The 14,140-nt window shown below is 68.6% G+C and carries 11 protein-coding genes; 7 read left to right on the top strand and 4 right to left on the bottom strand.

Annotation, left to right across the window (positions count from 1 at the left end):
• The first annotated feature begins 62 nt into the window (after positions 1–62).
• The gene (locus EDC29_RS05460) at positions 63–1,355 is read left to right on the top strand and encodes an OmpP1/FadL family transporter (protein ID WP_132228913.1); all 1,293 of its coding nucleotides are present in this window, start codon (positions 63–65) and stop codon (positions 1,353–1,355) included.
• Between the two features lie 105 nt (positions 1,356–1,460).
• On the opposite strand, the gene dsrE2 is transcribed toward EDC29_RS05460, so the two are convergent.
• From dsrE2 to EDC29_RS05445, 3 genes are all read right to left on the bottom strand, one after another.
• Positions 1,461–1,940, bottom strand: a complete 480-nt coding sequence (gene dsrE2 / locus EDC29_RS05455) for a sulfur carrier protein DsrE2 (RefSeq protein ID WP_123142614.1) — start codon at positions 1,938–1,940, stop codon at positions 1,461–1,463.
• A 68-nt stretch (positions 1,941–2,008) separates the two neighbouring features.
• Positions 2,009–2,239 carry a sulfurtransferase TusA family protein gene (locus tag EDC29_RS05450; RefSeq protein ID WP_062271871.1) on the bottom strand — a complete coding sequence of 77 codons (231 nt, stop codon included), beginning with the start codon at positions 2,237–2,239 and terminating at the stop codon, positions 2,009–2,011.
• 146 nt (positions 2,240–2,385) lie between these two features.
• Entirely contained in the window at positions 2,386–2,706 is a 321-nt protein-coding gene (locus tag EDC29_RS05445) for a rhodanese-like domain-containing protein (RefSeq protein WP_062271873.1), read from the bottom strand.
• 95 nt (positions 2,707–2,801) lie between these two features.
• Here EDC29_RS05445 and cysG point away from each other — a divergent pair, with 95 nt between their 5' ends.
• Positions 2,802–4,223 carry a siroheme synthase CysG gene (gene cysG, locus EDC29_RS05440; protein WP_123139662.1) on the top strand — a complete coding sequence of 474 codons (1,422 nt, stop codon included), beginning with the start codon at positions 2,802–2,804 and terminating at the stop codon, positions 4,221–4,223.
• A 120-nt stretch (positions 4,224–4,343) separates the two neighbouring features.
• Here cysG and EDC29_RS05435 read toward each other — a convergent pair whose 3' ends face one another.
• Positions 4,344–5,906: a CYTH and CHAD domain-containing protein gene (locus EDC29_RS05435; protein WP_132228911.1), complete on the bottom strand. Its 1,563-nt coding sequence runs from the start codon at positions 5,904–5,906 to the stop codon at positions 4,344–4,346.
• Between the two features lie 236 nt (positions 5,907–6,142).
• Here EDC29_RS05435 and tal point away from each other — a divergent pair, with 236 nt between their 5' ends.
• From tal to betA, 5 genes are all read left to right on the top strand, one after another.
• Positions 6,143–7,108, top strand: coding sequence for a transaldolase (gene tal / locus EDC29_RS05430; protein WP_123139660.1), 966 nt, complete (start codon positions 6,143–6,145; stop codon positions 7,106–7,108).
• The gene (gene rsmA, locus EDC29_RS05425) at positions 7,102–7,911 is read left to right on the top strand and encodes a 16S rRNA (adenine(1518)-N(6)/adenine(1519)-N(6))-dimethyltransferase RsmA (protein WP_123139659.1); all 810 of its coding nucleotides are present in this window, start codon (positions 7,102–7,104) and stop codon (positions 7,909–7,911) included. Before tal ends, rsmA begins: the two co-directional genes overlap by 7 nt.
• A 38-nt stretch (positions 7,912–7,949) precedes the next feature.
• The gene (lon, locus tag EDC29_RS05420) at positions 7,950–10,400 is read left to right on the top strand and encodes an endopeptidase La (protein WP_132228909.1); all 2,451 of its coding nucleotides are present in this window, start codon (positions 7,950–7,952) and stop codon (positions 10,398–10,400) included.
• A gap of 389 nt (positions 10,401–10,789) precedes the next feature.
• A complete protein-coding gene (gene betB, locus EDC29_RS05415) occupies positions 10,790–12,256 on the top strand; it encodes a betaine-aldehyde dehydrogenase (protein WP_132228907.1) in 1,467 nt (488 codons plus the stop codon).
• A gap of 114 nt (positions 12,257–12,370) precedes the next feature.
• Positions 12,371–14,047 (top strand): choline dehydrogenase, encoded by a 1,677-nt coding sequence (gene betA, locus EDC29_RS05410; RefSeq protein WP_062271885.1) that lies wholly within the window; start codon positions 12,371–12,373, stop codon positions 14,045–14,047.
• Positions 14,048–14,140: the final 93 nt, after the last annotated feature.

Here is a 14,140-nt window from a genome sequence, read left to right as displayed (position 1 = left end):
GGCCAACAGAGATCATCGTCGATTCGACCTCATCCAGAGACAGCAAGCACAGAGGGATATCCATGTTCCAACGCCAGCTCCCCCATGCGGTCGCCCTGACCGCAGCCGTCGGCGCATTCGCCGTCCAGGCCCCGGCACAGGCCGCCGGCTTCGCCCTGCCCGAGGCATCGATCGCCGGTCTCGGTACCGCCAACGCCATGGTCGCCAACCCCGACGAGACCGGCGCCTTCGCCTACAACTCGGCGGCGATCGCCTTCCATGACAACTCCAGCATCGCCGTCGGCGGGCTGCTGATCAGCCCGTCCTTCTCGGTGCGCACCGCCAGCGGCGAGCACGAGAGCCAGGGCGCCGACTGGCTCGCCACCCCGCAGATGCAGATCGCCGCACGGATCAACGAGCGCTGGAGCCTCGGACTCGGGGTGAGTGCACCCTTCGGGCTCGAGACCCGCTGGGAGGACGGCACCTTCCCGGCGGTCAGCGGCACCCGAACCCTCGCCGTCCCGGCACCGCTCGACCCCGAGGTTCCGCTCGGCCAGCCGACCGCGAGCAAGCTCGAGGTGATCCAGATCGCCCCGACGGTGGCCTACCGGGTCAACGACGCGCTCAGCGTCTCGGCCGGACTCGATCTCTACTGGGGCAAGAGCGCCAAGCTCAACTCCACCGCCGGACAGCTCAGCGGCGACGGCGCCGGGGTCGGCTTCAACCTCAGCGCGCTCTACGTCCAGGGCCCCTGGAGCCTGGGCGCCTCCTTCCACTCCGCCTCCAGCGTCGGTCTCGACGGTCACTATGTCGCCAACAGCCAGACCCTGGTCGCGATCGGCGCCGCCGAGCAGAGCCAGGCGGCCAAGATCGACTTCGACCTGCCCTGGCGCCTGCAGCTCGGCGTGCGCTATGAGTTCAACCCGCAGCTCGCCGTCGAGTTCGACTGGACCCGCACCGGCTGGACCGAGTTCGACACCCTGGAGATCAAGGGCCGCACCACCGGCGATCTGATCTTCGCCGACACCAACGGCTGGACCGACACCAACGCCTACCGTCTCGGCGTGACCTATCAGCTGCGTCCCGACACCCAGTTGCGCTTCGGCTACGCCTTCGACGAGACCGGACAGGGCGACGACCACTTCAGCGCCCGTGTGCCGGACAACGATCGTCATCTGTTCAGCATCGGCGTGGCGCACAGCCTCGACCGCGGCCTCTCGCTCGAGGCCGGCTACATGTACGTGATGGCCGAGGACCGCAACTATCGCAGCAACACCGCCTACAGCGGCCACGGCGTCAACGGTACCGATGCCCTCGACGGCGACTACGAGATGGATGCCCACATCTTCGGTCTCGAGCTGGTCAAGGTCTTCTAGGAGCGTCAGGAGCCGGGCGCGGGGACCGATCGTCGGCCCGCGCCGGAAACGAAAAACGCCGCCCGTGCGGGCGGCGTTCGAAGACAGCGGCAAGGGTTCGCCGAGTCAGATATAAAGACAGATATCGCTTTCGCCGGCGAACTCGAAGAAGGACGTGGCCCCCGCGTACTCGACCCCATCGATGAAGTCATCGGTGTCCATGTCGAAGAGATCGACGGTCATCTGACAGGCAACCAGCTTGACCTCGGCCTCGAGACAGAGTTCGCGCAGCTCCTCGATGCTCGCCACGCCCTTGCTCTGCATCTTCTTCTTCATCATCGCGGTCATCATGCCCTGCATACCGGGCAGCGCCAGCCCCAGCACCGGGAACCACTTGTCCATGCCCAGCGGCATCGGCATCCCCGGGTTGCCCAGCGGCGTGACCTCGAGCTTCGGCTCCTTTTTCAACAGCTGCAGCCCGTAGAAGGTGCAGAAGATCTGGGTCTCGTAGCCCAGTGCCGCCGCGGTGGACGCCAGGATGAAGGGCGGATAGGCCCAATCGAGCGAACCCTTGGTGGCGATGATCGCCAACTTCTTGTCTTCCATTCAGTCCTCCTCGTGGGTCACATCGAGGCGCGCGTGCGTCGCGCGCGATACAGCCGGCGTCGAAACCGTCAGGACTTCTTGATCAGGAAGTGGAACTTGCCCCCATCCTCCTTGGATTCCATCAGCTCATTGCCGGTCTGCTTGGCAAAGGCGTCGAAGTCGCGCACCGAGCCCGGATCGGTCGCCACCACATGGAGTACCTGACCGGCACTCATCGCGTTCAGGGTCTTCTTGGCGCGCAGGATCGGCAACGGGCAGTTGAGGCCGCTCGCGTCGAGTTCTTGGTCGAAGTCTGCCATCGGGTACCTCCGGTTCAGGGGCTGGTGGGTGAAAGAACGGATGTGAATCCGAGGGTTCGGCGTCATAGGCGAACCCCAATTAAAAAGGCAACATATCAGGTTGATGAGTCAACCGTTTCCTGATCAGCAAAGCCCTGACGCCAGCTTCATGCAGGTGGCGCGACCGGATAACCGTGGCGTGCCCAGGCAATGATCCCGCCACGCAGATTGATGACGCGGTCATAGCCCTGCTGCTGCATGTAGGCACAGGCCTGATAGGAACGCGCACCACTGCGGCAGTAGAGCACGATATCGCGATCGCGCGGCAGTTCGGCGAGACGCAGCGGGATCAGGTGCATCGGCAATTGCATCGCATCGGGAATCATGCCCTGCGCCATTTCGGCGGGCGTGCGGATGTCGACCAGTAACTGATCCGCTCCATCGCTGATGCGTTGCTGTAATGATTCGGAGTCGATCTCGTTGATCACCGGGGCTTCTACCACAATTCTAAGTATTTAAGTATATTAATGACTTTTGACAACCAACTCAATGACGCTGTGGGGCCTAAACCCCTGAGATGACCATGGAACTTCTCCCCATCTTTCTCGACATGCAGGGGCAGCCCTGTCTGGTGGTCGGCGGCGGCACCACGGCGGCACGCAAGGCCGGCAACCTGCTGCGCGCGGGCGCCGAGCTCACCCTGATCTCCCCGACCCTGAGCGATGAACTCGCCGAGCTGGCCGAGAGCGGCAAACTGCGCCATCTCGCGCGCTGCTTCGCGCCCGAGGACATCCCCGGCAACCGGCTGGTGATCGCCGCCACCGATGACCGCGACACCAATCATCGCATCGCCGAGATCGCCAAGGGACACGGCATCCCGGTCAACGTGGTCGACGACCCCGAGGCCTGCAGCTTCCTGCTGCCCTCGATCGTCGATCGCTCGCCGGTGGTGATCGCCGTCTCCACCGGGCGCGCCTCGCCGGTGCTCGCCCGATTGCTGCGTACCCGGCTAGAGGGGCTGATCCCGGCCGGCTACGGGCGGCTCGCCGAACTCTGTCGCCGCTACCGCGCGCCGGTCAAGCAACGTTTCGACGACGCCCGCGACCGACGCCGGTTCTGGGACCGGGTGCTGCTCGGCGGGGTCGCCGAGCGTATCTTCGCCGGCCAGCAGGACGCCGCCGAGCGACTGATCCGCCAGGAGCTCGACGCCGACCCCGAGCACAGCGAGCTGGGCGAGGTCTATCTGGTCGGCGCCGGTCCCGGCGACCCCGATCTGCTCACCTTCCGTGCCCTCAGGCTGATGCAGCAGGCCGACGTGGTGGTCTACGACCGTCTGGTCTCCACCCCGATCCTGGAGATGACCCGCCGCGACGCGCGCCGCATCTATGTCGGCAAGCAGCGCAACCATCACGCCATGCGTCAGGAGGAGATCAACCGGCTGCTCGCCGAGCTGGCCAAGGACGGGCACCGGGTGCTGCGTCTCAAGGGTGGTGATCCCTTCATCTTCGGGCGCGGCGGCGAGGAGATCGACACCCTCGCCGCCGAGGGCGTGCCCTTCCAGGTCATCCCCGGGATCACCGCCGCCTCCGGCTGCGCCTGCTACAGCGGCATCCCGCTGACCCACAGAGACTACGCGCAATCGGTGACCTTCGTCACCGGCCATCTCAAGGACGGCACCATCGACCTCAACTGGCCGGCGCTCGCCCAGCCCAACCAGACGGTGGTCTTCTACATGGGGTTGGCGGGGCTGCCGGTGATCGTCGAGCGACTGCGCGAGCACGGCGTGGCGGGCGACATGCCGGTGGCGCTGGTGCAACAGGGCACCACCCACATGCACCGGGTCTATGCCGGCACGCTCTCGACCATCGTCGAGCAGCTCGCCGCCGATCCGCCGGAGCCGCCGACGCTGATCATCGTCGGCGAGGTGGTGCGCCTCCACGACAAGCTCGGCTGGTTCGAACCGCCCGAGACCGCCGCCCCGGCCACCGGCGCGCCGATCCCCTGAGCGTTCGCGCACCGAGCCACGCCATCGGGCGCGGCTCGACGGCCTGATCGTCTCGGGTTCGGCGAGCGCCGCCGCTCGCACCCCAGCGGCGCCAGCACAACGACTGAGGCCGCAGCCGGGTCAGCCCCCGAACAGCGCCTTCAACCGCGCCCGCGACGACTTCGCGCGAAACGCCCCGAAGACCTCGTCGAAGGCGGCGCGATCGCCCTGCTGCTGCGCCAGCAACTGGCCGACCAGGGCGCCGATGGCGAGCAGGGTGTCGCTGTCGGCCTCGCCCGCCTCGAACATCCGTCGCGCCAACAGGCGCAGACGCTCGGCCTGCACCGCCCGATCCTGGAAACCGCCGAGGTTGTCAAGGAGGTCCTTGGTCTGACGGATCGCCTTGCGGATCTCGCGACGCGGATAGAGGCTGTGGAAGAACTCCATCATGTAACGCAGCTTCTTGCAGCGCTTGCGCAGCGCGTGCAGCGCCTCCGGCGGTGAGTCCACGCCGATCGCCGCGCCCTCGCGCAACACCTGGCGCGCCAGCCGCCGCAGCCGGGCGTCGACCACCGCCTTGACCGGGCGCCGCGCGGCGGGACCCAGCGCCTCGGGCGCGAGCGGGGTGTCGAGGAAGTCGTGCCAGTCGGCGAGCAGCCGCGCGCACGTCTCGCCGCCGAGTTCGTCGGCCAGCGCCCGCTGCGCCGCGGCGTGATCGGCGTGCAGACGCTCACCCAGGGGATCGAGGGCGCCGCGCAGCGCCTCGGGCAGCCCGGCACGCTGGTGCGCGAACTGCTCGAGCTGGACGTCGAGATCGCGCACCGGCCCGGTGACCCGCTGCAGCCAGGCAAACCCCTCGCGAAAAGGCCGCAGCCGCGTCTCCGGGAAGATCGCCCCGAACTGACCGAGCGCCGAGCGGGTGCGCCGGGTCGCCACCCGCAGATCATGGAGGAACTCGGGATCGATCGCCTCGCGCGCGCCCTCGACATTGGCCTCGAGCGTCCCGAGCAGCTCGCGCAGCACCGCGCGCGCGGCCTCTTCGGCACGGGTCTCGGGAGCGATGTCGAGATCGAGCTTGGAGGAATAATCGCCCGGATAGCGTCCGATCGCCGCGAGCGCCTCGACCACCACCGAGACCCTGGCCGGGCGCAGCGCGAGCGTCCGTTCGAGCCCGTCGATCAGACGCTCGCGCTGGCGCCGCGCGCCCTGACCGGGCAGCACCCGCAACCGCGGCGCCAAGGCCCCCGCCGCCGCGCCGTTCGGGTCGCGATACCGCGTGCGCTCGATGGCGAACCTGAGCAGGGTATGATCGTCGTCACCCAGCACGCGATGGATCTCGGCCTGGGTGTCGAGCTGTATCAGCGGCAACAGACGACGCCCCCCGCAGCAACCGAGCAGCCGCTCGCGCAGCGCCCCCGCCGGGAGATGCGCCGGGAAGTCCGGTGGCGCGTCGAGCTCGAGCACCAGCTGGCGCTCGCGCGGATCGAGCGGCAGGCGGATCAGGTGCCAGCGTGGGCCGCGCCCCTGACAGGCGAGCATGGCGCCGTCGCCATGGACCGCCCAATCGAAGGTGTCGTAATGGATTCGTCGGGTCGATTCGGTCGAGGACGGCGCCAGCCGCCCCTGCCCCCGGACCCAGGTCTCGAGACGTGCGAGCGAGACATCCGCGGGCAACAGATAGTCATCAGATTCCGATTCGCGCATGAACAGCTCCTGCAGACGGCACCGGCCCCGATTGACACAGCAACCGCTGGCGCGAGGCGTGCATTCAACGGGGTGTCGGTGTCATTATGGAAAATTTTCCGGGCAAGGGTGTGCCGGTCCGGCCCGCAGAATCGGAATCGTCACCATTTTGGGCTAGGGTCAATGGAACCGGCGGCGCGGCGACGCGCCCTAAATCCATCGACCTCATCCCGAAATCCATACAAGGACATCGCATCATGAGCAAGCTCGATCAACTGCGCTCCATGACCACCGTGGTCGCGGACACCGGCGACTTCGAGTCGATCGTCGAGTACCGCCCCCAGGACGCCACCACCAACCCCTCGCTGATCTACAAGGCGGCGCAGATGCCGCAGTACCGCGAGCTGGTGGAGGACGCACTCGATTTCGGCCAGACCAAGGGCGAGGGCGAGGAACGCACCCGCTGGAGCATGGACAAACTGGCGGTGAACTTCGGCACCGAGATCCTCAAGATCGTCCCCGGCCGGGTCTCCACCGAGATCGACGCGCGGCTGTCGTTCGACACCGAGGCCACGGTGCGTCGTGCCGAGGGCCTGGTCGAGCTCTACGAGGCCGCCGGCGTCGATCCGCGCGAGCGGGTGCTGTTCAAGATCGCCTCGACCTGGGAGGGCATCCGCGCTGCCGAGCGACTCGAGCGCCAGGGCATCCACTGCAACCTGACCCTGCTGTTCAGCTTCGCCCAGGCGGTGGCCTGCGCCGAGGCCGGGGTCACCCTGATCTCGCCCTTCGTCGGTCGCATCCTCGACTGGTACAAGAACGCCGAGAACGTCGCCGGCTACCCCGCCGACGAGGACCCGGGCGTGTGCTCGGTCACCCGTATCTACAACTACTACAAGCGTCACGGCTACGAGACCGCGGTGATGGGCGCGAGCTTCCGCAATCTCGACGAGATCCTCGAGCTTGCCGGCTGCGACCTGCTGACCATCTCCCCGGCGCTGCTCGGCGAGCTGGCCTCGACCGACGGCGAGGTCTGCCGCCGACTCGACCCCGAGCGAGCCCAGGGCATGGAGATCGAACGGGTCAGCTTCGACGAGACCAGCTTCCGCTGGGCGCTCAACGAGGATGCCATGGCCACCGAGAAGCTCGCCGAGGGCATCCGACTGTTCGCCGCCGACACCCGCAAGCTCGAGCAGTTCACCCGCGAGGTCTGTCAACATTGCTGACACCACACCAGCCCCGTAAGCGCTTCGGGCAGAACTTCCTCCACGACCAGGGCGTGATCGCCCGTATCCATGCCGCCATCGCCGCGCGCCCCGGCGAACGCCTGGTCGAGATCGGTCCCGGCCAGGGGGCGATCACCGCCGGACTGCTCGAGGCCGTGGGGGAGCTCGACGTGGTCGAGCTCGATCGCGACCTGATCGAGCCGCTGCGCGCGCGACTCGGCGGGCGCGGCACCCTGCGCATCCACAATGTCGACGCGCTGAAGTTCGACCTCTGCGCGCTGCGCCAGGGGCCGGAGGAGCGGGTGCGGGTGGTCGGCAACCTGCCCTACAACATCTCCACACCGCTGCTGTTCCACTTTCTCGCCCAGTCGCACTGTCTCGCCGACCTGCACCTGATGCTGCAGAAGGAGGTGGTCGATCGCATGGTCGCCGAGCCCGGCAGCAAGATCTATGGCCGGCTCTCGGTGATGGTGCAGACCCAGTGCCGGGCGCGCAGCCTGTTGCGCATCGGGCCCGGCGCCTTCACTCCAGCCCCCAAGGTCGACTCGGCCGTGGTACGTCTGGAGCCGGTCGCGGACCTGTATCCGCTCGCCGATCCCGAACGCCACGCCCGGATCGTCGCCGCCGCCTTCGGCCAGCGACGCAAGACCCTGCGCAACAGCCTCTCCGGGCTGGTCACGCCCGAGCAGTTCGAGCGCGCCGAGATCGATCCGATGCGCCGCGCCGAGACCCTCTCGGTGACCGAATACGCCACCCTGGCCAATGCCGCGACTTGCCAAGACGGACAAAAAACAGAAAACTAAAGGGTTTTTCGAGCAGCGACGCGAAACGAGGTACCGACATGCCGGAGGAGCGACTGGACGACAGCGATGACGTGATCGAGGCCGAGGCGGAGACATCCTCCGGACTCGAGACCGTCACGCTGGCGCGCGCCAACGACGTCCTGCCGACCGAGCTGCCCCTGCTCCCGGTCGCCGCCCGCCCCTTCTTCCCCGCCCAGGCGGTGCCGCTGACGATGAGCGCCGAGCACTGGGCGCCGACGCTGCAGCGGGTGGCCGACAGCGAGCACAAGATCCTCGGCGTGGTGCTGGTCGGGGTCGAGCGCTCCGAGGACGCCACCGCCGATGACTTCTACGCCATCGGTACCGCCTGCCGGGTGCACCGCATCCATCACCAGGACGGCCAGCTGCAGGTGCTCGTCGAGTGCCTGCAGCGCTTCCGCCTCGCCGGCTGGCTCGCGCGCGAGGCGCCGTTCAGCGCCCGGGTCGAGTATCTGCCCGAGCCCGACGGCGGTCCCGACAGCGAGGTCAAGGCCTATGCCATGGCGGTGATCAACACCATCAAGGAGTTGCTCCCGCTCAATCCGCTCTATGTCGAGGAGCTGCGCATGTTCCTCGACCGCTTTGGCCCCGATGATCCATCGCGACTGGCCGACTTCGCCGCCAGCCTCACCACCTCCAGCGCCGAGCAGCTCCAGGAGGTGCTCGAGACCCTGCCGCTGCTGCCGCGCATGGAGAAGGTGCTGGCGCTGCTCAACACCGAGCTCGAACTGGCGCGCGCGCAGCAGAAGATCCGCCGCAGCGTCGAGGAGAAGATGCAGAAGCATCAGCGCGAGTTCTTCCTCCGCGAGCAGCTCAAGGCGATCCAGAAGGAGCTGGGCATCGCCAAGGACGACCGCACCGCCGAGATCGATCGTATCGAGGCGCGCATCGCCGAGCTCGATCTCACCGAGCAGGCGGCCAAGCGTGTCGAGGAGGAACTCGACAAGCTGCGCATCCTCGAGACCGGCTCGCCGGAGTACGCCGTCACCCGCAACTATCTCGACTGGGTGAGCCTGCTGCCCTGGGGCCGTCACTCCACCGACAAGCTCGACCTCAAGCGCGCACGGCGCATCCTCGACCGCGACCACTACGGGCTCGAGGACGTCAAGCGGCGCATCCTCGAGTTCCTCGCCGTCGGCATCCATCGCGGCGAGATCGCCGGCTCGATCATCCTCCTGGTCGGCCCGCCCGGGGTCGGCAAGACCTCGATCGGGCGCTCCATCGCCGATGCGCTGGGGCGACGTTTCTATCGCTTCTCGGTCGGCGGCATCCGCGACGAGGCCGAGATCAAGGGCCACCGACGCACCTATATCGGCGCCATGCCCGGCAAGTTCGTGCAGGCGATGAAGGATGCCGGTACCGCCAATCCGGTGATCCTGCTCGACGAGATCGACAAGATCGGCGCCTCCTACCACGGCGACCCGGCCTCGGCGCTGCTCGAGGTGCTCGACCCGGAGCAGAACGGCGACTTCCTCGATCACTATCTCGACCTGCGCTTCGACCTCTCCAAGGTGCTGTTCGTGTGCACCGCCAACCAGCTCGACACCATCCCCGGTCCGCTGCTCGACCGTATGGAGGTGATCCAGCTCTCGGGCTACATCGCCGAGGAGAAGCTGCAGATCGCGCGCAAGTACCTGCTGCCGCGCCAGATCGAACGCGCCGGTCTGGAGAAGGGTGCGGTCAAGCTCGACACCCGCACCCTGCGCGCGCTGATCGAGGGCTATGCCCGCGACGCCGGGGTGCGCCGGCTCGAGAAACAGCTCGGCAAGATCGTGCGCAAGATCGCCGTCGAGCTGCTCGAGGACGCCGAGGCCCCGGTCGCGGTCGGTCGCGACCAGCTCCAGGGCTATCTCGGCAGTCCGGTGTTCCGCGACGAGCGCAAGCTCTCCGGACCGGGCGTGGTCACCGGGCTGGCGTGGACGGCGATGGGCGGCGCCACCCTGTCGATCGAGGCGGCGCGCACCCACGGCTTCAATCGCGGCTTCAAGCTCACCGGCCAGCTCGGCGAGGTGATGAAGGAGTCGGCCGAGATCGCCTACGGCTTCCTGGTCGGCAACGCCGAGCGCTTCGGCGTCGACCCGGCGTTCTTCGAGCAGTCCTTCATCCATCTCCACGTCCCCGCCGGTGCCACCCCCAAGGACGGCCCCTCGGCCGGCATCACCATCGCCAGCGCGCTGCTCTCGCTGGCACGCGACGAGCCGGTACGGCGCATCGCCATGACCGGCGAGATCACCCTCACCGGCGAGGTCTTCCCGGTCGGCGGCATCCGCGAGAAGCTGATCGCCGCGCGCCGTGCCGGGATCAAGGAGATCGTGCTCCCGGCCGACAACCGCGGCGAGTTCGACGAGGTCCCGGAACATGTGCGCAAGGGCCTGACGGTGCACTTCGCCTCGCGTTTCGACGACCTGCTGGCGCTGCTCTTCGAGCCGTCGACCAAGCGGCGCGGCACGCGCCGGGGCACGCGTCGCTGATGCCGCTCCAGACCATCGAGCGGCGCCTGGTCCGCGCGCTCGTCGCCGGCTGCGGTGACGGGCGTCCGAGCGACGCCCCGGCGCTCCGTCCACCCTGCCACGACTGACCCCATCCGGAAGACGCTGAGGGACTCCTTCAGGGATGAACTCAGCGTGGCCAGGAGCCGTCCCCGTGCCACCGCGCGACTCGGGACGACAGCCGCCCATCTCAGTGTCTTCCCGGCGCGCTCCCCGATCCGCCCGCCATACCGACGGCCCCGGGTCCCCCCGCAGCAAACGCGCCCGATCCCGTGAGACCACCATCTCGCACCACGATCGCACGCCCGTCCCGGCCCGATCCCGGCCAGCGGCGGCGTCACCATCATCCGACATTGCAGAGGGCATCGATCATGCGCCAGACGCATACCGCCTATATCGACGGTCGTCCGACCCCGCGCCGCGACGACCAGGCCAGCTTCGCGACCATCAACCCAGCCGACGGCTCGGTGCTCGCCGAGGTCCAGTCCTCCGACGCCGCCGAGATCGAGGCCGCGGTGGCCGGCGCCCGCGCCGGTCAACGCATCTGGGCCGGCTACACCGCCGTCGAGCGCGCCCGGGTGCTGCAGCGCGCCGTGGCGCTGCTGCGCGAGCGCAACGACGCGCTCGCCGAACTCGAGACCCGCGACACCGGCAAGCCGCTCTCCGAGACCCTGGCCGTCGACATCGTCACCGGCGCCGACGTGCTCGAGTACTACGCCGGGCTGGCCGCCGCCATCGAGGGCACGCAGATCCCGCTGCGCGAGACCAGCTTCGTCTATACCCGGCGCGAACCGCTCGGCGTGGTCGCCGGCATCGGCGCCTGGAACTATCCGATCCAGATCGCGCTGTGGAAGTCCGCCCCGGCGCTGGCCGCGGGCAACGCCATGGTGTTCAAGCCGAGCGAGGTCACCCCGCTGAGCGCGCTCGAGCTGGCGGCGATCTATACCGAGGCGGGACTGCCCGACGGGGTGTTCAACGTCGTCCAGGGCGACGGCGCGGTGGGCGCCATGCTCACCGCCCATCCGGGCATCGACAAGGTCTCCTTCACCGGCGGCGTCGACACCGGCAAGCGGGTCGCGGCGGCGGCCACCGGCTCCACGCTCAAGGAGGTCACCATGGAGCTCGGCGGCAAGTCGCCGCTGATCGTCGGCGAGGACGCCGACCTCGCGCTCGCCGCCGACGTGGCGATGATGGCCAACTTCTACAGCTCCGGTCAGGTCTGCACCAACGGCACCCGGGTGTTCGTGCCGACGGCGCGCCTGGCCGAGTTCGAGGCGGCGGTGCTCGAGCGCGTCGCACGCATCCGCGTCGGCGACCCGCTCGACCCCGAGACCAACTTCGGCCCGCTGGTCGGTTTCGAGCACATGGCCCAGGTGCTCGATCATATCGACGCCGGCAAGCGCGAGGGCGCGCGGCTGCTGTGTGGCGGCGAACGGCTCACCACCGGCGCGCTGGGAGACGGCGCCTATGTCGCGCCGACGGTGTTCAGCGACTGTCGCGACGACATGCGCATCGTCCGCGAGGAGATCTTCGGCCCGGTGATGAGCATCCTCGGCTACGCCACCGAGGACGAGGCCGTCGCCCGCGCCAACGCCACCGACTACGGCCTGGCCGCCGGCGTGGTCACCCCCGACCTCAAGCGCGCCCATCGTCTGATCCACCGTCTCGAGGCCGGCATCTGCTGGGTCAACACCTGGGGCGAGTCGCCGGCACAGATGCCGGTGGGCGGCTACAAGCACTCCGGCATCGGTCGCGAGAACGGTATCGAGACCCTGATGCACTACACCCGCACCAAATCCGTCCAGGTCGAACTCGACACCTTCGAGTCGGTGTTCTGACCTGCGCCCGGGCGGCCCCGCGCCGCCCCTCGACGACCACCATCCCAAGCCTGCGCTTCCCCCGACCGTGCCCAGCCGGCCGGCGCGGGAGCGCTCGCCACCACAGGAGCCCCCATGCACGAGAACAATGAATACGACTACATCATCATCGGTGCCGGTTCGGCCGGTAACACCCTGGCCGCGCGACTGACCGAAGAGGCCGGGGTCTCGGTGTTGCTGCTCGAGGCGGGCGGACGCGATCACCGACTCGACTTCCGCACCCAGATGCCCGCCGCCCTCGCCTACCCGCTGCAGGGCCGACGCTACAACTGGGGCTACCAGACCGACCCCGAGCCGCACATGGACAATCGCCGCATGGACTGCGGACGCGGCAAGGGGCTGGGCGGCTCGTCGCTGATCAACGGCATGTGCTACATCCGCGGCAACGCCCTCGACTTCGACCACTGGGCCCGGCGCGACGGACTCGAGGACTGGACCTACCGCGACTGCCTGCCCTACTTCAAGAAGGCCGAGTCGCGCGACATCGGCGGCAACGACTATCACGGCGCCAGCGGCCCGATCGGGGTGGCCACGCCCAAGGCCGGCAACAACGAGCTGTTCGCGGCGATGATCGAGGCCGGGGTACAGGCCGGCTATGCGCGCACCGACGACCTCAACGGCTATCAGCAGGAGGGCTTCGGCCCGATGGACCGCTTCGTCACCCCGCAGGGGCGGCGGGCGAGCACCGCGCGCGGCTATCTCGACATGGCCCGTCACCGCCCCGGCCTGGACATCCTCACCCGCGCCACCACCGACCGTATCCTGTTCTCCGGCAAGCGTGCCGTCGGCGTCGCCTTCGAGCATCGCGGCAAACAGCAACAGGCCCATGCCCGCCGCGAGGTGCTGCTCTGCGCCGGGGCCATCGCCTCGCCGCAGATCCTGCAGCGCTCCGGGGTCGGCCCCGGCGCCTGGCTCGCCGAGCACGACATCCCCGAGGTGCTCGATCTGCCCGGCGTCGGCAACAACCTCCAGGACCATCTCGAACTCTACATCCAGTACGAGTGCCGCCAGCCGGTCTCCATCGCCCCGGCGCTCAAGCCCTGGAACCAGCTGCGCATCGGCGCCGAGTGGCTGTTCGCCGGCAGCGGACTGGGCGCGAGCAACCAGTTCGAGGCCGGCGGCTTCATCCGCTCCCACGCACGCTTCGAGTGGCCCAACATCCAGTACCACTTCCTGCCCATCGCGGTGCGCTACGACGGACGCAACGCGGTCAAGGCCCACGGCTTCCAGGCCCATGTCGGCTCGATGCGCTCGCCCAGCCGCGGCCGGGTGAAGCTCAACTCGCGCGACCCCAAGGCGGCCCCGAGCATCCGCTTCAACTACATGTCGCAGCCGCAGGACTGGGAGGAGTTCCGCGCCGCCATCCGCATCACCCGCGAGATCTTCGCCCAGCCGGCGCTCGCCCCCTACACCGGCCGCGAGATCGCGCCCACCGCCGAGCTGCAGAGCGACGCCGAGCTCGACGCCTTCGTCCGCGCCCACGGCGAGACCGCCTATCACCCCTCCTGCACCTGTGCCATGGGCAGCGGCCCCGACAGCGTCGTCGACGGCCAGGGCCGGGTGCACGGGCTCGAGGCGCTGCGCGTGGTCGATGCCTCGATCATGCCGCAGATCATCACCGGCAATCTCAACGCGACCACCATCATGCTCGCCGAGAAGATCGCCGACCGTATTCGCGGAATCGACCCGCTGCCACGCGCCGAGGTGGATTACTACCAGGCCCAGGGCGCGGCTCCGCGACGCGACGCCTGATCCGGCGTCCGGGGCGTGACGCCGCGACGTCACGCCCGCCATCCGGTCCCGTGGCCCCGCGGCCATCAGCCCGACCCATCGGCGGGTCGAGGA

The organism is Marichromatium gracile, from assembly GCF_004343155.1.
GTDB lineage: Bacteria > Pseudomonadota > Gammaproteobacteria > Chromatiales > Chromatiaceae > Marichromatium > Marichromatium gracile.
The sequence above is the reverse complement of the archived record's forward strand: the minus strand, read 5'-3'. Positions and strand labels throughout refer to the sequence as shown.